15 protein-coding genes, 1 tRNA gene and 1 riboswitch are annotated in these 18882 nt (G+C 65.2%); of the genes, 12 read left to right on the forward strand and 4 right to left on the reverse strand.

Going from position 1 to position 18882, the window contains the following annotated elements; all coding sequences use genetic code 11:
- Positions 1-2: 2 nt before the first annotated feature.
- Positions 3-1760 carry a cation:proton antiporter gene (locus PXJ20_RS07805; protein WP_017774560.1) on the reverse strand — a complete coding sequence of 586 codons (1758 nt, stop codon included), beginning with the start codon at positions 1758-1760 and terminating at the stop codon, positions 3-5.
- 222 nt (positions 1761-1982) lie between these two features.
- Between PXJ20_RS07805 and PXJ20_RS07810 the strand changes: the two genes are divergently transcribed.
- The 6 genes from PXJ20_RS07810 to PXJ20_RS07835 all read left to right on the forward strand — a co-directional run bounded on the left by PXJ20_RS07810 (position 1983) and on the right by PXJ20_RS07835 (position 9250).
- On the forward strand, positions 1983-3371 hold the full coding sequence (locus PXJ20_RS07810; RefSeq protein ID WP_421029705.1) for an amidase: 1389 nt from the start codon (positions 1983-1985) through the stop codon (positions 3369-3371).
- 138 nt (positions 3372-3509) lie between these two features.
- The gene (locus tag PXJ20_RS07815) at positions 3510-4016 is read left to right on the forward strand and encodes a disulfide bond formation protein B (RefSeq protein ID WP_017774558.1); all 507 of its coding nucleotides are present in this window, start codon (positions 3510-3512) and stop codon (positions 4014-4016) included.
- Between the two features lie 729 nt (positions 4017-4745).
- Positions 4746-5762 (forward strand): xanthine dehydrogenase accessory protein XdhC, encoded by a 1017-nt coding sequence (gene xdhC, locus PXJ20_RS07820; protein ID WP_421029706.1) that lies wholly within the window; start codon positions 4746-4748, stop codon positions 5760-5762.
- Between the two features lie 69 nt (positions 5763-5831).
- Positions 5832-6908: an adenosine deaminase gene (locus PXJ20_RS07825; RefSeq protein ID WP_421029707.1), complete on the forward strand. Its 1077-nt coding sequence runs from the start codon at positions 5832-5834 to the stop codon at positions 6906-6908.
- 52 nt (positions 6909-6960) lie between these two features.
- Positions 6961-8316 carry a guanine deaminase gene (gene guaD, locus PXJ20_RS07830; protein WP_421029708.1) on the forward strand — a complete coding sequence of 452 codons (1356 nt, stop codon included), beginning with the start codon at positions 6961-6963 and terminating at the stop codon, positions 8314-8316.
- A 161-nt stretch (positions 8317-8477) separates the two neighbouring features.
- Positions 8478-8621: riboswitch (yybP-ykoY riboswitch) on the forward strand.
- A gap of 56 nt (positions 8622-8677) precedes the next feature.
- Positions 8678-9250, forward strand: coding sequence for a TMEM165/GDT1 family protein (locus tag PXJ20_RS07835; RefSeq protein ID WP_017774554.1), 573 nt, complete (start codon positions 8678-8680; stop codon positions 9248-9250).
- A gap of 154 nt (positions 9251-9404) precedes the next feature.
- Here the strand turns inward: PXJ20_RS07835 and PXJ20_RS07840 are convergent, their stop codons facing one another.
- Positions 9405-10133 (reverse strand): DUF4136 domain-containing protein, encoded by a 729-nt coding sequence (locus tag PXJ20_RS07840; RefSeq protein ID WP_421029709.1) that lies wholly within the window; start codon positions 10131-10133, stop codon positions 9405-9407.
- Positions 10134-10383: 250 nt separating this feature from the next.
- Between PXJ20_RS07840 and pepN the strand changes: the two genes are divergently transcribed.
- From pepN to PXJ20_RS07865, 5 genes are all read left to right on the forward strand, one after another.
- Positions 10384-13110 (forward strand): aminopeptidase N, encoded by a 2727-nt coding sequence (gene pepN, locus PXJ20_RS07845; protein WP_421029710.1) that lies wholly within the window; start codon positions 10384-10386, stop codon positions 13108-13110.
- A gap of 360 nt (positions 13111-13470) precedes the next feature.
- Positions 13471-14487 carry a class 1 fructose-bisphosphatase gene (locus PXJ20_RS07850; RefSeq protein ID WP_017774550.1) on the forward strand — a complete coding sequence of 339 codons (1017 nt, stop codon included), beginning with the start codon at positions 13471-13473 and terminating at the stop codon, positions 14485-14487.
- A 54-nt stretch (positions 14488-14541) separates the two neighbouring features.
- A tRNA-Thr gene (locus tag PXJ20_RS07855) sits at positions 14542-14617 on the forward strand.
- A gap of 650 nt (positions 14618-15267) precedes the next feature.
- Positions 15268-15417: a hypothetical protein gene (locus PXJ20_RS07860; protein WP_017774549.1), complete on the forward strand. Its 150-nt coding sequence runs from the start codon at positions 15268-15270 to the stop codon at positions 15415-15417.
- Positions 15418-15671: 254 nt separating this feature from the next.
- Positions 15672-16268, forward strand: coding sequence for a chorismate mutase (locus PXJ20_RS07865; RefSeq protein ID WP_033350957.1), 597 nt, complete (start codon positions 15672-15674; stop codon positions 16266-16268).
- A 6-nt stretch (positions 16269-16274) separates the two neighbouring features.
- Here PXJ20_RS07865 and PXJ20_RS07870 read toward each other — a convergent pair whose 3' ends face one another.
- Both PXJ20_RS07870 and PXJ20_RS07875 read right to left on the reverse strand, forming a co-directional pair.
- On the reverse strand, positions 16275-17435 hold the full coding sequence (locus PXJ20_RS07870; RefSeq protein ID WP_421029711.1) for an exonuclease domain-containing protein: 1161 nt from the start codon (positions 17433-17435) through the stop codon (positions 16275-16277).
- Between the two features lie 394 nt (positions 17436-17829).
- Positions 17830-18033 carry a cold-shock protein gene (locus tag PXJ20_RS07875; protein WP_017774545.1) on the reverse strand — a complete coding sequence of 68 codons (204 nt, stop codon included), beginning with the start codon at positions 18031-18033 and terminating at the stop codon, positions 17830-17832.
- A gap of 415 nt (positions 18034-18448) precedes the next feature.
- Between PXJ20_RS07875 and PXJ20_RS07880 the strand changes: the two genes are divergently transcribed.
- Positions 18449-18664: a hypothetical protein gene (locus tag PXJ20_RS07880; protein WP_081601801.1), complete on the forward strand. Its 216-nt coding sequence runs from the start codon at positions 18449-18451 to the stop codon at positions 18662-18664.
- The last annotated feature ends 218 nt before the right edge of the window (positions 18665-18882 follow it).

An 18882-nucleotide genomic window follows, 5' to 3' on the forward strand; every position in this document is an offset into this window, starting at 1 on the left:
TTTCACGGGTCCGGCTGCTCGTTGAGCGTTTCCTTGAAGGCGATCTGCATGCTCGCGTGAATCTTCACGCACCAGCGCCAGAGCACCGCCATCAAGAGCGCCGCGCAGACAAGCACCGCTGTGAGCAGCCCGACGGGCGGCAGGATGGCGCCCGAGAGCGCCGCCACCAGCAGAAACACGCCGATCATCGAGACCACCGGCACGAGTTGCGCAATCGTCTGCCGGATCGCCCCCGTGAAGCGCCCCGCCGTGGCCGGCTGCACGCTCACCTCGGCGAGCAGCATCGCAAGCGACGTCGCCTTGCGCCACACCGCGACGAGAAACGGCATGGAGAGCACGAGCGCCCCGCTCCAGAGCACCACGCGCCGCATCGACTCCTCGCCGAGCCAGTTGGCGAGCAAGCCGCTCGTCCAGGGCGCGCTGTACGACACGCCAAGAAAGATCGCGGCCACGAGCGCGAGATTCACGGCGATCTGTACGACGATCGGCCCCGTCATGCCGAGCACCGTCGGCTCGCCGCTGGCCGGCCGCAGACTGCGCAACCACTGGCCGTACAGGCCGAAGACATTTGCGAGCGTAGGCGGCATCGCATTCGCCACACGCCGCGAGAGCGGGTCGGCCACGCGGATCAGATAAGGCGTGGTGAGCGTCGTGAGCGCGGAGACCGATACCGCCACGGGGTAAAGGAACGCGCTCGTCACCTTCAGCGTGAGCCCGAGCGAGGCGATGATGAACGAGAACTCGCCGATCTGCGAAACGGTCATGCCCACGCGCATCGCCGTGCGGCCATCCTTGCCCGCGAGAAAAGTGCCGAGTCCGCACGACACCAGCTTGCCGAGAATCACCGCCGCCGTGATCGTCGCGATGGGCAGCGCGTAGTCCACGAGCACGAGCGGATTGAGCATCAGCCCGATGGTCACGAAGAAGATGGCCGAAAACGCGTCGCGCAACGGCGCGATGAGATGCTCGATGCGATGCAGATGGCGTGACTCGGCCATGATCGCGCCGATCAGAAAGGCACCCAGCGCGATGCTGTAGTCGAGCTTCACGACGAGCAGGCAAAAGCCGAAGCAGAAGCCGAGCACGGCGACCAGCAGCATCTCGTCGCTACCCGTGCGCGCCACGTAGGCGAGCGCGCGCGGCACGACGAGAATGCCCGCCACCAGCGAAACGGTCATGAAGAGCAGCAGCTTGCCGAGCGTGACGAAGGCGATGCCCGCCGAAAGCTGTCCCGTCTGAGCGATGCCCGAAAGCAGCACGAGCATCGCGATGCCGAGAATGTCCTCGACGATCAGAATGCCGAACACGAGCTGCGCGAAGCTTTCGCGCTTGAGGCCGAGTTCGGAGAGCGCCTTGACGATGATCGTCGTGGACGAAATGGCAAGAATGGCGCCCAGAAAGAGCGAGTCCATCGGACTCCAGCCGAACGCACGGCCAATCTCGAAGCCGATCCACAGCATCAGCACGATTTCGGAGAGCGCGGCCACCACGGCCGTCGCGCCCACACGAAAGAGCTTGCGCAGACTGAATTCGAGGCCGAGCGAGAACATCAGGAACACCACGCCAAGCTCACCGAGCGTCTGGATGGTCTGTTCGTCGTGAATCAGCTGGAACGGCGGCGTGTACGGGCCGATGATCACGCCGGCCGCGATGTACCCGAGCACCACCGGCTGCCTCAGGCGATGGAACAGCACGGTGACGATACCTGCGAGCACCATCACGACCGCCAGGTCCTGAATGAAGCCAATGCCGTGGTGCATGAAGATGATTCCTTACAGACAGTAATGTGAAGTGCGATGGTACCGCACGCGGGAAAGCCGCCCAACCGTGAGCGGCACGGCGCCCGACCCTTCTGGCGGTGAGCGCAAGCCGGTCGCCGGCACGGACAGGCCCTAGAATGTGGCCCACGTCCACGCCCACGCCGCCCGAGCGCCTCAGCACTCAAAGCGAAGCGAGCCCCACCACCTGCACGCCGCACGACCATGACGACCCACTCCGACGCCTCCCTCCCCTTCCCGCCGCTCGCCCAGCTGGCCGCCGACCTCGCCGCGGGCCGCACCACGAGTCGCGCGCTCGTCGAGACCGCGCTCGAACGCATCGCCGACCCGGCGAGCCAGGGTTCCACCGTGTTCCTTCACGTCGATGCCGCGAGCGCCCGCGCCGCCGCGGACGCCCACGACCGCCTGCGCGCCGCCGGTACCGTGCTCTCGCCGCTGGCGGGCATTCCCGTATCCGTGAAGGACCTGTTCGACGTCGAAGGCCAGGTGACGCGCGCCGGTTCCCGCGCGCTCGCGAACGCGGCACCGGCCACGACCGACGCGGTCGCCGTGGCGCGGCTCAAACGCGCAGGCGCCGTGATCGTGGGACGCACCAACATGAGCGAGTTCGCGTTCTCCGGGCTCGGGCTCAATCCGCATTACGGACATCCGCTGTCGCCCTGGCAGCGCCACGTGAAAGGTGACGAGCGGGTGGCGGGCGGGTCGTCGTCGGGTGCGGCGGCGTCCGTTGCGGACGGCATGGCCGCCGTGGCGCTTGGCACCGACACGGGCGGCTCCATCCGCATTCCCGCCGCGCTGTGCGGCCTGACCGGCTTCAAGCCCACGGCCGCGCGCATTCCCAGACAGGGCGGCGTGCCGCTCTCGACCACGCTGGATTCGTTCGGGCCGATCGGCATGACCGTGGCCTGCTGCGCACTCGTGGACCGCATCCTCGCGGGGCTCGAGCCGCATGTTCCGGCGGCACGCAGCATTGAAGGACTGCGGCTCGGCGTGCTGACGAACTACGTGACCGATGGCGTGGAGCCCGCCGTGGCCGCAACGCTCGATACGGCGCTCAAGCACCTGGAAGCCGCGGGCGCCATCGTGAGCGAAGTGCGGTTCGCGCCGTTCGACCGGCTGCCCGAAATCAACCGCTTCGGTTTCTCGCCCATCGAGGCTTACGCGTGGCACCGTCCGCTGCTCGCCGAGCATCGCGACGCTTACGATCCGCGTGTGCTCGCTCGCATCCTGAAGGGCGAACCGGCCACGGCCGCCGACTATCTCGACCTCATGGCCGAACGCGCCGCGATGCTCGAAGCGGCGCAAACCACGCTGTGGCAGCGCTTCGACGCGGTCGTGGCGCCCACGGTGCCCATCGCGCCGCCGCGCGTGGCCGACCTCGAACACGACGACGACGCGTTCGGCCGCACCAACGCCCTGGTGTTGCGCAACCCGTCCGCGTTCAATTTCCTCGACGCCTGCGCGCTCTCGCTGCCGTGCCACGCGCGCGGCACGGCGCCGGTCGGGCTGATGCTCGCCGGCGCGCCCTGGGCGGACGACGCCCTGCTCGCCACGGGCCGCGCCGTGGAGGCGGTGCTGAGCACGATCCGCTAGACCCGGACCGGCGCCGCGGAACCGGCGAGGCGCCGCGACGACCGTCACGCGCTTCGCGCTAGAATCGCGCAACGCTTCGCCCGACTTAATCCACACAATTCGCACACAATTCGCACACGATTCGCCACACGACCCGATATGAACTACAACGATGCCCTGTTGCGCCGCGAGCGCTCCCTGCTGGTCCTGCTCGGCTTCATCTGCCTTGCGCTCGTGGGCGGCGCACTCTGGCTGCAATACTTCAAGAACGAAGACCCGTGCCCGCTGTGCATCATCCAGCGCTACTTCTTCCTGCTGATCGCCGTCTTCGCGTTCCTCGGCGCGCGCTTTCGCAGTTGGGGCGGCGTGCGCGTGCTCGAAGCGCTGGCGGCACTCTCGGCGCTAGGCGGCATCATTACGGCGGTGCGCCATGTCTATGTGCAGGCTCATCCGGGCTTCAGCTGCGGCTTCGACGCACTGCAACCGCTCGTGGACAGCCTGCCGCCCGCGCACTGGCTGCCCGGCGTCTTCAAGGTGGCCGGCCTGTGCGAAACGCCGTATCCGCCGATACTCGGCCTCTCGCTGCCGGCCTGGGCGCTCGTCGGCTTTGCTCTCGCGTTCGTATCGCTCGTGTTGAGCCTGTGGGGCAATCGCGGCCGGCGCTGAAGCCGCGCCGTTGAGTCGTTCGGCGCAGCGAAGCGCGACTGTGGCGCTTCGTCTACGCCGTGTCCGCTCCTGGGTTGTGCGTTTGCCTGGTACGTTTGCCTCGCGCCTTTGCGCCGCGTGTTTCGCGCCGTCTGCCCGGATCCGCGGTTGCTTCTTCGCGCCTCTGCGGCCACTAGCCCGGCCATCTGCTCTGCAGCAGCGCCTGCCATGCGCCTCAACGCCCCTTTGAGCCACGGCCGCCGCGCAACTTCTTCCCCGTAGCCGGATCGTAAGAGGGCCATGACAGCCGGCTGATAGGCTTCATCATGCGCGGGAAATATTTCTGGCCGCGAGCAGTGCTATCTTCGAACCTGGATGGCGATCTACGTGCGCGAGGCCGGCTGCGGCAGCCCGATGCGTAACGCGCGCCCGATCCGCAATGTCTCCTGGATTCACCATGACAACGCAAACCATCCGCTTCTTCCCTCGTGGCGCGGTCCACGAAATGCACCGCGTCCCGGTCACGCGCATCGTGGCCGCGTCGCGGTGTGAAGCCGTATCGGGCCCGCACAACCGCCGGCCCACGCCCAGCGCACTTGCCACGACGAACCTGATCGATACGCGAAGAGGTACTGAACGTTCGCGCGCCTTCAGGGCCTACGATTCCAGTGCAACGTAGAAACTGAAACGATCAATCCGCCGCCCGTGCGCTCCCGCAAGCGTTCGTGCTGCCCAGCTGGAGAAAGCCGCATGCATGCCTGGCTCACCGATCTGCAACACCTGCTGGCACACGGCGACGCCGCCGTGCTGGTCACGGTCGCGCGCGTGGAAGGCTCGGTGCCGCGCGATGCCGGCACGAAGATGATCGTCACGCGCGACAGCGCGCGACACACCATCGGCGGCGGGCACCTGGAATGGAAAGCCATCGAGATCGCCCGCCAGGTGCTGCGTGACGGCATGCGCACGCCGCACGCGCGGCGGCTCGAACGTCTCGCCCTCGGCCCGAGTCTCGGGCAGTGCTGCGGCGGCTCGGTGGTGCTCGCGTTCGAACGGCTCGACATCGGCGACCTGGGCTGGCTCGCCTCGCTTGCCAAGCGGTTGGCTGCCGGCGTCTCGACCGTTCGCAGCGTATCGTTCGGTCCCGCGCCGGACGCCGTGATGCTCTCCGATCCCGAGCCCGGCGTGCACGGCTCCGACTGCCTGCTCTGGGAAGGCGCGGGCTTCGGCAGCGACGGCGCGCTGCTGACCGAAACCATCGCGCCCAACGAATTCGAGGTGCTGCTGTTCGGCGCCTCGCACGTGGGCCACGCGCTCGTGCGCGTGCTCGGCACGCTGCCCTGCCGCGTGCGCTGGATCGACCGCCGCGAAGCCGCGTTCCCCACACCCGATGTCTTCGCCACCTACGGCGCGCCGAACGTCGTCATGGAGCCGGGCGACGCGCCCGACGAAGCCGTCGATACCGCGGCCGCCGGCACGTACTTCATCGTGATGACGCACGACCACGCGCGTGATCTCGTGCTCGCGGAGCGCATCCTGCGCCGCGGCGATTACGCGTTCTTCGGCATGATCGGCTCGCATACGAAGCGCAAGCAGTTCGAGCATCAGCTCGCGGCGCGCGGCATCGATCCGATGCAGATTGCGCGCATGAAGTGCCCGATCGGCGTGGAAGGCATCGTCGATAAGGCACCCGAAGTGATCGCGATCTCGGCGGCTGCGCAATTGCTGCAGGCTGTGGAAGCAAACGTGCATACGCGCGAGCCCGCGTGAATACCGCGGGGGGCGCGCACCCCACACGTCATTCTTTACCCCAGGCACTGAAAATAATTCGATCTCGACATGAATAGTTCCGTCCCCGCCTCTCTCGTACAGAAAGCCGCCGGCGCACCGAAAGCCGAACTGCACATCCATATCGAAGGCTCGCTCGAACCCGAGCTGATCTTCCGCCTCGCGCAGCGCAACGGCGTGAAGCTCGCCTACGACTCCATCGAGGCATTGCGCGCGGCCTACGCATTCACGGACCTGCAATCGTTCCTCGACATCTACTACGCCGGCGCGAGCGTGCTGCTCACGGAGCAGGACTTCTACGACATGACCGCCGCCTACGTGGAGCGCGCGCTCGCCGACAACGTCGTGCATACCGAAATATTCTTCGATCCGCAGACGCACACCGAACGCGGCGTGCCGATTGCCACGGTGGTGGCCGGTATCGACCGCGCGCTCGCGGACGCGGAAAAGCGCGGCCTGTCGAGCAAGCTGATCCTCTGCTTTCTGCGCCACCTCCCGGAGGAAGACGCGCTCGCCACCTTCGACGCGGCGCTGCCGCTCTTCGAGCAGTACTGTCACCGGCTGATCGGCGTGGGCCTCGATTCGTCCGAGCGCGGCCATCCGCCGTCGAAGTTCGAGCGCGTGTTCGCGAAGGCGCGCGCCAAGGGCCTCAAGCTCGTGGCGCACGCGGGCGAGGAAGGGCCGCCTTCGTACGTGTACGAAGCGCTCGATCTGCTCAAGGTGGATCGCGTGGATCACGGTGTGCGCAGCATCGAAGACCCGGCGCTCGTGGCACGCCTCGCGGACACGCGCATCGCGCTCACGGTGTGCCCGCTTTCGAACGTGAAGCTCTGCGTGTTCGACGACATGACGAAGCACACGCTCAAAGACCTGCTCGATCGCGGCGTGGCCGTCACCGTGAACTCGGACGACCCGGCCTACTTCGGCGGCTACGTCAACGACAACTATCTCGCCACCATCGAGGCGCTGAAGCTCGACGACGCCGAGGTGTACACGATCGTGCGCAACAGCTTCGAGGCCTCGTTCGTGACGCCCGAGGAGCGCGCCGTGCTGATCGCGAAGCTCGACGCTTACTGGCACGGCGGGCACGGTGAGCGCGGCGGTAGCGTCGGCGCGAGCGGCTCATAACAACACAACAACAGCACACCTCTCTCTTCAGGATTCAGGAGACGTCGTACCCATGACTCAATCGGCTTACCGCGCGCAACTGCTGACCTTCACCGGCGACCCCGCGCAATCGTCCAGCGCGGCGGTATTCGACGAAGACGGCCTCGTGATCGTCGAAGACGGCCGCGTCGTGGCGGCGGGCGCGCACGCGGCGCTCGTCTCGCGGCTCGCGCCCGGCGCACAGGTGCACGAAATGCGCGACAAGCTGATCGTGCCCGGCTTCATCGACACGCACATCCACTATCCGCAAACGGACATGATCGCGTCGCCGGCGCCGGGCCTGCTGCCCTGGCTGGAGACGTACACGTTCCCCACCGAACGACGCTTCGCCGAAGAGGCCGTTGCCCGCGAGACGGCGCGCTTTTTCATCGACGAACTGCTCGCCTGCGGCACGACGACGGCGCTCGTTTACTGCACGGTGCACAAGCAGTCGGCCGATGCGTTCTTTGCCGAAAGCGAGGCGCGCAATCTGCGCATGGTGGCGGGCAAGGTGCTGATGGATCGCCACTGCCCCGAGTTCCTGCGCGATACCGCGCAATCGGGCTACGACGACAGCGCGGAACTCATCGCACGCTGGCACGGCCGCGGGCGGCAACTCTATGCGCTCACGCCGCGCTTTGCACCGACGTCCACCGAAGCGCAGCTCACGGCGTGCGGCGAGCTCGCGAAGCGCCACCCCGACGTCTTTATCCAGAGCCACGTGGCCGAGAATCTCGACGAAGTGAAGTGGGTAGCCGAGCTGTTTCCCGGTCATCGCAGCTACCTCGCCGTCTACGATCACTATGGGCTGCTGCGCCGGCGCGCCGTGTACGGCCACTGCATCCATCTCGACGACGAAGACCGTGCGCGGATGGCGCAGACCGGCGCCGTGGCATCGCACTGCCCGACGTCGAACCTTTTCCTCGGCAGCGGCCTGTTCGATTTCGAGAAGGCCGGGCAGGCGGGTATGCCCGTCGCGCTCGCCACGGACGTGGGCGGCGGCACGTCGTTCTCCATGCTTCAGACCATGAACGAGGCCCACAAGGTGGCGCGCCTCACGGGCCACCATCTCACGGCCACACGCATGTTCTGGCTCGCAACGGCGGGGGCGGCAGCGGCGCTCGACCTGGCGGACAAGGTCGGTACGCTCGCGCCTCGCGCCGAGGCGGATTTCGTCGTACTCGACCCGCAGGCGACGCCGCTGCTCGCGCGACGCACGGCACGTGCCGAGTCGCTCGAAGAACTGCTGTTCGCGTTCGCGCTGCTCGGTGACGACCGCGCGGTCTTCGCCACCTATGCCGCCGGCCAGTGCGTGCATCGGCGCGACGGACGGCGCGGGGCGGCGATCGGCGGCGGGGCCAGGCCGGCAGCGCTTCAGGCTACGCACTGACCGCTGACTTCGCTGGATTCGGTGCGGAACCGGCACGGGTAGACGAGACGAAGCACGCCTCGAAGCGGCGGGAAAGGAAGGCTGCTGGCGACGCAATTTCCGCGCCGCCCATACAGCGATTCGGGCAATTCGGGTTTTGCCGCCGCGATTGCTGCTATACTCCGCCGCTCATTGGGGAGTAGCCGCCTCGTTCCGTATCTGCATGCGCGAGCGGGGGTGTCCGTCAACAGACTTGGCCCGCGCGGCCATGGCGGACACAGCCTCTGGCCTGGCGAGACCGATGACCCACCGCCGCCGTCACAGGGCCCGGCGAGCCGTGGGTCGTCGCTCGCACACATCTCGGCCCGGGGATCATCAAAACGTGGAACAAGCCTTTCTGATTTCGACCGGCGCGGTCGCTCTCGCCGAAATCGGCGACAAGACGCAACTGCTTTCGCTCGTCCTCGCGGCACGCTACCGCAAGCCCATGCCGATCATCCTCGGCGTGCTGGCCGCCACCCTCATCAACCATGCCGGCGCGGGCGCACTCGGTGCGTGGCTCGGCACGCTCCTGACACCTTCCGTGATGCGCTGGGCGCTCGCGCTCTCGTTCGTCGTGATGGGCCTGTGGATTCTCGTGCCCGACAAGCTCGACGAAAACGAAACCCACCTGACGCGCTCGCATCTGGGCGTGTTCGGCACCACGGTCCTCACCTTCTTTCTCGCGGAGATGGGCGACAAGACCCAGATCGCGACGGTAGCCCTTGCGGCGCGTTTCCACGACTTCTTCGGCGTGGTGGCGGGCACGACATTCGGCATGATGATCGCCAACGTGCCGGCCATCCTGCTCGGCGACCGCTTCGCTCACCGACTGCCGACGAAGCTCGTGCACGGCATTGCCGCCGTGCTGTTCGTGGTGCTGGGCGTGCTGGCGCTGCTGGGCGTGGGGATTTGACAGGAAGGCTGTGTGGCCCGTGCCACGACGTAAGCGCGCGGGCCACATAAGGCGGGCAGGCCGGATGGCCGTGCCCGCCAGCATGAGATGAAAATGACGACGGGCGTCTCTGTGGTTTAGAGCGGCGTTTAGAGCGTCATTTTCAGCGCGCTCTTTACTGCGGATTCCTCGCCACCGCAGGCGCGGACGCTCCGGCAGGTGCCGCAGGCCCAGCAGGCGCAACAGGCTCAACAGGCTCAACAGGCACCTCGTTCGATGCCACCCCGCCATGCCGGTCCACCGGCAGCTTCACCGTACGCACCGCGCCGTTGGACAACGGGAAATCGGCAAGCGCGCTGCGCACGAGATACGGCATCGCGCGAACCAGCGAGGGCTCGTCGCCTGCGTTGCGCGCCGTCACGTTATAGACCTCCTTGCCCGTCGCACGCTCGGTGATCCGGATGCCGAGCGAATGCGTGAATACCGCGTAGGTCTGATTCACGTAGGTGGGCGGGAACGGACCCAGCGGCCCCCACGGATCGTACGGACGCCAGAACGGTCCCGGCCACGGGTTGTAGTTGTAGTAGACCGGCTGGGCGACCGTCATCTGGTCGGTGTGACTGCCGTAGGTCAGCGCCACGAGATAACGCGCGCGGTCCACAGGCGTCTGGCGGAACGCGTACGTCTCCAGTTCGTTCGCAACCAGCCCTTCGTAGGTACGCTGTTCGATACTGTTTTGCTGCTGTGCGGTGCGCGTGAACGCGTAGGTGCGCGTGGCGTCGCTGCCGCTCCAGTCGGAAAACGCCGTCACCTGCGTCGTCACGTAGGTCGTGCATCCCGAGAGCGTCACGGCGAGCGTGGCCAGCATCAGCAGCGCGCGGCGCGTCCATTGGTCGAACTTCATGGTCTTCCTTATTGGTGCAGATGCGGCGGTACGGGCGCCGCGGTACGGACGTTGCGGGTCAAAGCCGACGGCGGCCCGATGATACGCTGACCCGCGCCGCCCGCCAAAAGTTCGCCGTGCACGCCTTGCGCAAGGCTTTGTACAATGGCCCGACGCGCCCGCCATCCGGGCGAGAAAGGCGCAGGCCCAAGGCTCATGGCCCGCCGCCCGCTCTCCGGATGCGGCTCCCCGAATTCCTACCTCATACGCCATGTCCGATACCGCCACGCCCGCCGTCATCCGCCGCGCCGACTACGCGCCCCCCGCCTTTCTGATCGACACCGTCGCGCTCGAATTCGATCTGGTCGCCGAACGCACCACCGTCAAGAGCACCCTGGTCGTGCGCCGCAACCCCGACGCCGCCGGTTCGTCCGGCCGCGCGCCGCATCTCGAGCTGATGGGCGAAGCGCTCGAATTCGTGAGCGCCGCGCTCGACGGCGAGGCTTACGCCGCCGTGCGCGTGCACGAGCACGGGCTCACCGTGGAGAACGTGCCCGATGCGTTCGAACTCACGCTCGTCGGCATCTGCAATCCCTCGGCAAACACCACGCTCTCGGGCCTGTACGTGTCCAGCGGCAACTTCTTCACGCAGTGCGAAGCGGAAGGCTTTCGCCGCATCACGTGGTTCCTCGACCGTCCCGACGTGATGTCCACCTACACGGTCACGCTGCGCGCCGACAAGGCCGCCTACCCGGTGCTGCTCTCGAACGGCAACCTCGTGGAGGAAGGCGATCTGCCCGATGGTCGGCACTTTGCGCGCTGGGAAGATCCGTTCCGCAAGCCGAGCTACCTCTTCGCGCTGGTGGCGGGCAAGCTCGTGGCGCTCGAAGAGCGCATCCGCACGGGCTCGGGCAAGGAAAAGCTGCTGCAGGTCTGGGTGGAACCGCACGACCTGCCGAAGACGCGTCACGCCATGGATTCGCTGATCCACGCCATTCGCTGGGACGAAGAGCGCTTCGGGCTCGAACTGGATCTGGACCGCTTCATGATCGTCGCCGTGGGCGACTTCAACATGGGCGCGATGGAGAACAAGGGGCTCAACATCTTCAACACGAAATACGTGCTGGCGAACCCCGAGACCGCGACGGACACCGACTTCGCCAACATCGAAGCCGTGGTGGGCCACGAGTACTTCCATAACTGGACCGGCAACCGCGTGACCTGCCGCGACTGGTTTCAGCTGAGCCTGAAGGAAGGGCTGACGGTGTTTCGCGACCAGGAGTTTTCCGCGGACATGGAAGCCGGTAGTCTGAACAACAGCGCTGATAACGGCGGCGGCGCCGCGGCGCGCGCAACGAAGCGCATCGAAGACGTGCGCGTGCTGCGTCAGATGCAGTTCGCCGAAGACGCCGGCCCGATGGCGCACCCGGTGCGCCCCGAAAGCTACGTCGAGATCAACAACTTCTACACGATGACCGTCTACGAGAAAGGCGCGGAAGTCGTGCGGATGTACCAGACGCTCTTCGGCCGCGAAGGCTTTCGCAAGGGCATGGACCTGTACTTCAAGCGGCACGACGGCCAGGCCGTGACCTGCGATGACTTCCGCCACGCAATGGCGGACGCCAACGGCCGCGACCTCGCCCAATACGAGCGCTGGTACAGCCAGGCCGGCACGCCGCGCGTGACGGTGCAAACGTGCTACGACGAAGCCTCGCGCCGCTATGTCGTGACGCTCGCCCAGGGCTACGGCGAGGCGTCGCCCGCCGCGCGCGAAACGCAAAAGGGACCGCTGCTGATTCCGTTCGCGATCGGCCTGATCGGACCGGACGGTCAAGATTTGCCGCTGCGCCTCGAGGGCGAAACGCAGGCGCGCGGCACGACGCGCGTGCTGGAAGTCACCGAAACCGCGCAAACCTTCACGTTCGAGGACGTCGCCGCGAAGCCTCTGCCCTCGCTGCTGCGTAACTTCTCGGCGCCGGTGATCGTCGAGTACGACTACAGCAACGACGAACTCGCGTTCCTGCTGGCACACGACAGCGATCCGTTCAACCGCTGGGAAGCCGGCCAGCGCCTCGCCACGCGCGAGCTGCTGGCGCTCGCCGCACGCGCCGCCAGCGACGCACCGCTTACGCTCGACGACGCCGTGGTGGCCGCGTTCGGCCGCGTGCTCAACGACGAGACGCTCTCGCCCGCGTTCCGCGAGCTCGCGCTGATGCTGCCGTCGGAAGCGTATCTCGCCGAGCAGATGGCCGAGTCGAATCCGGCTGCGGTGCACACGGCGCGCCAGTTCGTCCGCCGGCGCCTTGCGCAGGCGCTGAAGGCCGACTGGCTTGCCATCTACGAGCGTCACCGCACGCCGGGCGCCTATCAGGCCACCCCCGAAGCTGCGGGCCGTCGCGCGTTGAAGAACCTCGCGCTCTCGTATCTGGCGGAACTCGAAGACCCAGCCGAGGCGGTGCGCCTCGCGGGCGCGCAATACGACGCGGCGAACAACATGACGGATCGCGCCGCCGCGCTCGGCACGCTGCTCAATGCCGCGGCGACAGCAGGCGGCGCCTGGGCCGACGAGCCGCTCGACGACTTCTACCGCCGCTTCGAAAACGAGCCGCTCGTCATCGACAAGTGGTTCGCCCTGCAGGCCACGCAGCGCGGCACCAAGGCGCGGCCGGTAATCGAGACGGTGCGCACGCTGATGGCGCATCGCGCGTTCAACCTCAAGAACCCGAATCGCGCGCGCTCGCTGATCTTCAGCTTCTGCTCGGGCAACCCGGCGCAGTTCCACGCGCCCGACGGCTCCGGCTACGCGTTCTGGGCCGAGCAGGTGATTGCCCTCGACGCGCTCAACCCGCAAGTCGCGGCGCGCCTTGCCCGTGCGCTCGAACTGTGGCGCCGCTTCACGCCCGCGCTGCGCGAGAAGATGCGCGCTGCGCTCGAGAAAGTAGCAGCGCAGGCGAAGTCGCGCGACGTGCGCGAGATCGTAGAGAAAGCCCTCGCCTGAGGTTGTGAAGCTCTGAAGCTTCGAAGCGAGAGCGGCCCGCGGCGGCATGCGTGTATTCGTGCACGCATGCGTCGCTGCTGCGGGCCGCAGTCCTGACGTCGGCCTCGACGTCGGTCGAGCCCGTGGCCTCGCCGTTACCCGTGATGCATCGAAGGGCCGACGCTGAGGCCACAGCGCGTCATGCGACGGCGGCTGGCATCGAACCGGAGCCGCGCACGTTCGGGCTCACGGTGGCCATCCACCTGCCGATTGCAAGCCGACGCTGCATCGCCACGTTGCCGGGCGCGAAAGAAGTGCCAAGACCGGCGGAGGTGAGCGGTTAGAATTCGGGGTATTCACTGGCATCCCCGGAGCACAGCAATGTCCTTGCAACGTCGTACCACTCTCACGAAGTACCTGATCGAGCAGCAGCGGGAGAACAACAATCTGCCCGCCGACCTGCGCCTGTTGATCGAAGTCGTCGCGCGGGCCTGCAAGGCGATCAGCTATCACGTCAGCAAAGGCGCGCTGGGCGACGCGCTCGGCTCGGCCGGCAGCGAGAACGTGCAGGGCGAGGTGCAGAAGAAGCTCGACATCCTCTCCAACGAAATTCTGCTCGACGCCAATGAATGGGGCGGCAACCTGGCCGCGATGGCGTCCGAGGAAATGGAGACGTTCTTCCCGATTCCGGCCAACTATCCGAAGGGCGAGTACCTGCTGGTGTTCGATCCGCTCGACGGCTCGTCGAACATCGACGTGAACGTGTCGATCGGCACGATCTTCTCCGTACTGCGCTGCCCGGACGGTCAGCTGGCTACGGAGCAGTCGTTCCTCCAGCCCGGCACGCGCCAGGTTGCGGCGGGCTACGCGGTGTACGGTCCGCAGACCGTGCTGGTGCTCACCACGGGCAACGGCGTGAACTGCTTCACGCTGGACCGCGAGCTCGGTTCGTGGGTGCTCACGCAGAGCGACATGCGCATCCCGGTGGAAACGCGCGAATACGCGATCAACGCGTCGAACGCGCGCCATTGGTACGAGCCGGTGCAACGCTACATCGGTGAGCTGAACGCCGGTAGCGAAGGCCCGCGGCAGCACGACTTCAATATGCGCTGGATCGCCTCGATGGTGTCCGACGTGCATCGCATCCTGAACCGGGGCGGCGTCTTCATGTACCCCGCGGACAAACGCACGCCCGACCGTCCCGGCAAACTACGCCTGATGTACGAAGCGAACCCCATGGCGTTCATCGTCGAACAGGCCGGCGGCGCGGCCACCAACGGCGAACAGCGCATTCTCGACATCCAGCCGACGAGCCTGCACGAGCGCGTGGCCGTGTTCCTCGGGTCGAAGAACGAGGTGGATCGCGTGACGCGCTATCACCTCGAAGCAAAAAAGTGAGCAGGGGTCTTGCCAAGCCAATGAAGAAGTCCCTATAATCGCGTTTCTCCTGATGCCGGAATAGCTCAGACGGTAGAGCAGCGCATTCGTAATGCGAAGGTCGGGGGTTCGATTCCTCTTTCCGGCACCAAGCATCATTCGAGAAACCCGCATCGTCGAAAGACCATGCGGGTTTTTCATTTGCGCGGCCGCTCGGCCGTGCCCCTCTCTCTCCCCAGCAGAATCCTCAGTTACACAGGCTGCACACAACCCGCCGACCTGTGTTCCGCTTCACCCGCCTCGCCTGCCCCATTGCCAAGCGTTTCGCTTCAGTCTGAGCCATTTCCCAAGACAGGCGATTATCTCTAGCAAAATGATTTAAACCGGTTTAACGAACGTGCGCGATAAAGGCCCCGCTCGACCATTCCTTCGCGCAGGCGGAACAGACCATTTCAGGCGTGAAGCGTCAACGCAACACGCCGATCAGTCGTTGAGAAAGAACGGAAAGCAGGAAGTCGATGAGGCTGACCCACAAACGGGCGCGGCCACGCCGAGGAAGAGAGGAAGAAATGACCGACTCGCTCATCAACTGACGGAAGTAAGTGCCGGGTACCGAACAGTGCCGATGAACGCGACGTGATGAATTAGACGCAACCAAAAAATTTTATTCCCAATGCTTTAAATACTGCGGCCTTGTGCCGTTAAAGCAACAAAAGCGCAGCCAGAAACATTGCGCCGCGCCGGGCCACTGGCGCAAACGAAGAGCCGAGGCTGATAATCGGCCTACACAGGAGAAAGATCATGGATGCCAAACCGCCGACGATTCCGACCCCGGACAAGGTGTTCAGCCCGGATCCGGAGCCCGCAGGCGTCGAGTTCCTCGGGGCTGAGTTGCCTGAACACGTACGCGCTTTTTTCGAAGAGCAACGCAAGGCGCACGAACCGAAATGACGCGACGGCTGAAGGCCATTCCGCGCGACGCCGCACCAATGGCGCGGCGGGTGTTTTTACGCGCGCATCGCCAATCGCGCGGCGGCCTTCCACGCCGCCTGATCGCACTCGCCTGACGGTTTTTCTCCTGCCTGGGAAGGGATGCCCCTACGCGGCACCAGCCTTAACCAGGGTTGCCGGCGTCGCCGACACCTGCGCGGCACATCGTCTATCCTGCGATTTTTCCGCTTCGGCCCTCCGCGGGCCCTTTCCCGATGACGTTCTCCTTTCGCCTCGCCGCGTCTTCCGTCGTGGTCGCGCTCATCGCGACATTCGCCCTCCCTCGAACCGTCCATGCGGACGGCGACGATACGGCCCTCACCAACCTGATTGCTCTCGCCTCCGAACGGCTGTCGCTTGCCGAGCCGGTTGCACGGTGGAAGTGGGCCCATCATCAATCGATCACTGATGCGCCGCGAGAAGCCGCCTTGCTCGCCGATGTCGAAAAACGGGCCACGGCAGCAAACGTCGATCCCGCCTACGCACGCGCGTTCTTTCAGGATCAGATCGAAGCCAGCAAGATCGTGCAAAACGCGTTGTTCGAAAACTGGCGAGCGACGCGCCCGCCTGAGGGCCCGGCACCCGATCTGGCAACCAGCACTCGGCCCCGGCTCGATCAGTTGACACAGTCGCTCATTGCCGGCCTTGCACGCGTTCAGCCGGTGCGGAGTGCGTCGGATTGTCCGACGCGCGTCGCCCGCGGCATCGCCAACTGGAAATCGCTCACGCGGTACGACGCGGCGCGCGCTGAAGCGCTCACAAAGGCGCTCCAGCACGTATGCGCGTCGGGCGGCGTGGGCGGCGTCGCCTGAGACGACTCAGACAGCCGCGCTCATCTGTTCGCCGGCTGTCGCGAGCCCCGCGAGCGGAAGCGCTCGCAGGCCGCGAGCGAGGTGAGTCTGGAGAATTCGGTAAGTGGGAAGCTCGAACGCCCCCGGAGCGGCTGCAGCGGCAAGCGCGGCCGCCTCGTCCAGCGAAGGTGCATGCCCGATGTAGCGCCAGCGGTCGACCACGTGGAAGGCGCGCACGTCCCCGGCCGCGTCTTGCTCTTCGAATGCCACCGCGCTGTCGAACGGCCACGGCGCGTCGACGGGGTCGTTTTTTGAAACGCGCGGCACGCGGTTGAACGCGGGCCGCAGACTACCGATCCACTGAGCCTCGACCAGCAACGCACCCAATTCGCCGCCGGTTGCGCGCCATTCGACGCGGCGTACCTGCTGCGCCATGCGCAATTCGCGGGACGATCGTCGTTCGCCGGAAAGATGTGCGCGAATACGCTGGCGCACCCGCACACTGCGTCCGACGTAGAGCGGCTCGCCCGCTTCGCCGTAAAACACGTACGCTCCGCATCCGGCCGGCGCGCGCTCGATCAGGTCGTCCGTAATTTCGCCCGCGAGCCGGTAGCGTCGTGTCGTGCGGTCAATCTGCATGCGCAGGGTGTCCGCCGGCACGAGCGTGTGAAGGCGGCCCCAGAACTGCCAGAGCAGATCGGCGTCCGCTAGCGCGCGGTGCCGATCCGCCGGCACAAGCGCATGCCGCTCGACGAGTGCATCGAGCCCATGGCGCTTTTCAGCCGGAAACAGCGCGCGCGACAGGCGAACCGTGCACAGTACGTCGGGATTGAACGCCAGGCCGGCCCGCTGGAACTCCGCCCGCAGAAATCCGCGATCGAAACTGGCGTTGTGGGCGACGAACAGCTTGCCCGCAAGCCGCTCGAAGAGCGATGGCGCAATGTCCTCGAAGGTGGGCGCACCGCGAACCATGGCGTCGCTGATGCCCGTGAGTTGCTGAATGAACGCGGGGATGGGCCGGGCGGGATCGACGAGCGTGCTCCAGCGCGTCACACCACCCGCCCCGACCTCCACTACGCCAACCTCGGTGATGCGATCGACCCCAACCGACCCCCCGGTTGTCTCGAGGTCGACGAAAACGATGGGCAGATCGATGACGGGAACGGACGGCGAAGAGAGTTCGGACATGGCAAATGTTACGGTGGCGCGCGCGGTGTGGGCCAAAGTATGCACCAGTTCGTGGCGCGACATAACGGAGTCAGAGGTCCACGCGGATATTGCATGTACCGTCTGGGACGCTTTTTTAACGCGCGCGAGTTCCAATACCGGTCGATAAGGTGGCGTCTTCGTCAACACGCGATGCGCGCAATTTAGGTGGACCGTAATGCGGCCACATTACCCAGACGGCCGATACTCCATTCAACGGGCGCGATTATCTCCGGGTTAACCCGATTATTCGAATACGCAGCCCGGCGACATTCAATGGCGAATTTGAATCGACATTGCTGTCAAGTAAAAATAAAAAGCCCCGGTTGAGATGCCGGGGCTCGACGACACTTTGGCGCCACAGGGGCGCGCGGACTTACAGCGGCTGGATGTTCGCCGCCTGCTTGCCCTTCGGGCCGACCTTGACGTCGAACGAGACGCGCTGGTTCTCCTTCAGCGATTTGAAGCCGTCGGCGCGGATCTCCGAAAAGTGCGCGAACAGATCTTCACCGCCTGCGTCCGACGTGATGAAGCCAAACCCCTTAGCATCGTTGAACCATTTGACGATACCGGTTTCCATGTTGCAGTTTCCCTCAAAATTTTAAAAAAGCGGGCCAAGCCCATACGCCGAAAAACGAAGCGGTATTCCGTCATCGCGGAAAGAGTGCGGTGAATGTTCCACAGACCGGTCGCACGTCGAAAATCAGCCATGCTTTTATAATGGCGGTCCAATGAAGCGTCAAGAGAATTTTAGAGAATAGATTCGCACCCGGCAGAACAGAGGCAATGTGCATAAACGAGTGCGAAAAAACTGCCATCAGGCAGCATCCAACGGACGCAAATCAGCATTAATTACGCATTGGACGAACAGGACAGGAAATACTTGCCGATTTGTAACAAAACATGTCAATCGTAAGTGTTTCCACCGGTTGTTCGGCGCCTCCCTTCAACTCAACATGGGAGCTATTAATTGCGCCTTACTTAGGGAGAGGGCCATGCTGCTGAGCAAACTCTTTCATCTCGCCGCATCACTTGTTCGGCCCGTCGCGTCCACACCATCGTCGTCAGCCCTGCTGGACTCTACATGGCATGGCGACCACTGGCAGAACTTGCTGTCAGCCCCTATGGACGCACGCCACTACGTCATGGAAGATTGGAGCGTCGTTGCGGCATTTCAGCCGGAGCCGACTGGAATATTGGCCAAGCAATAGGGCCGTAGGCCACGCGATAGTAAAGGCCAAAAAAAAGCGCGGCGGAAGCCGCGCTGACAAAGGTTTGGAGATCTTTTTCGTCAACGAAAAAGTCTGCTTCGAAAAGCAGTGGCGCCAGTATAACCGGCCGCACTAGAACCAATTAACAGCACACTACACAACCATCTATTCCTCATACTGCAACAATCTGATTTTTACCAATTTTTGCATTGTTGCTT

The sequence above is a fragment of the Paraburkholderia sp. A1RI_3L genome (assembly GCF_048957895.1).
In the GTDB taxonomy this organism is placed as follows: domain Bacteria; phylum Pseudomonadota; class Gammaproteobacteria; order Burkholderiales; family Burkholderiaceae; genus Paraburkholderia; species Paraburkholderia kururiensis.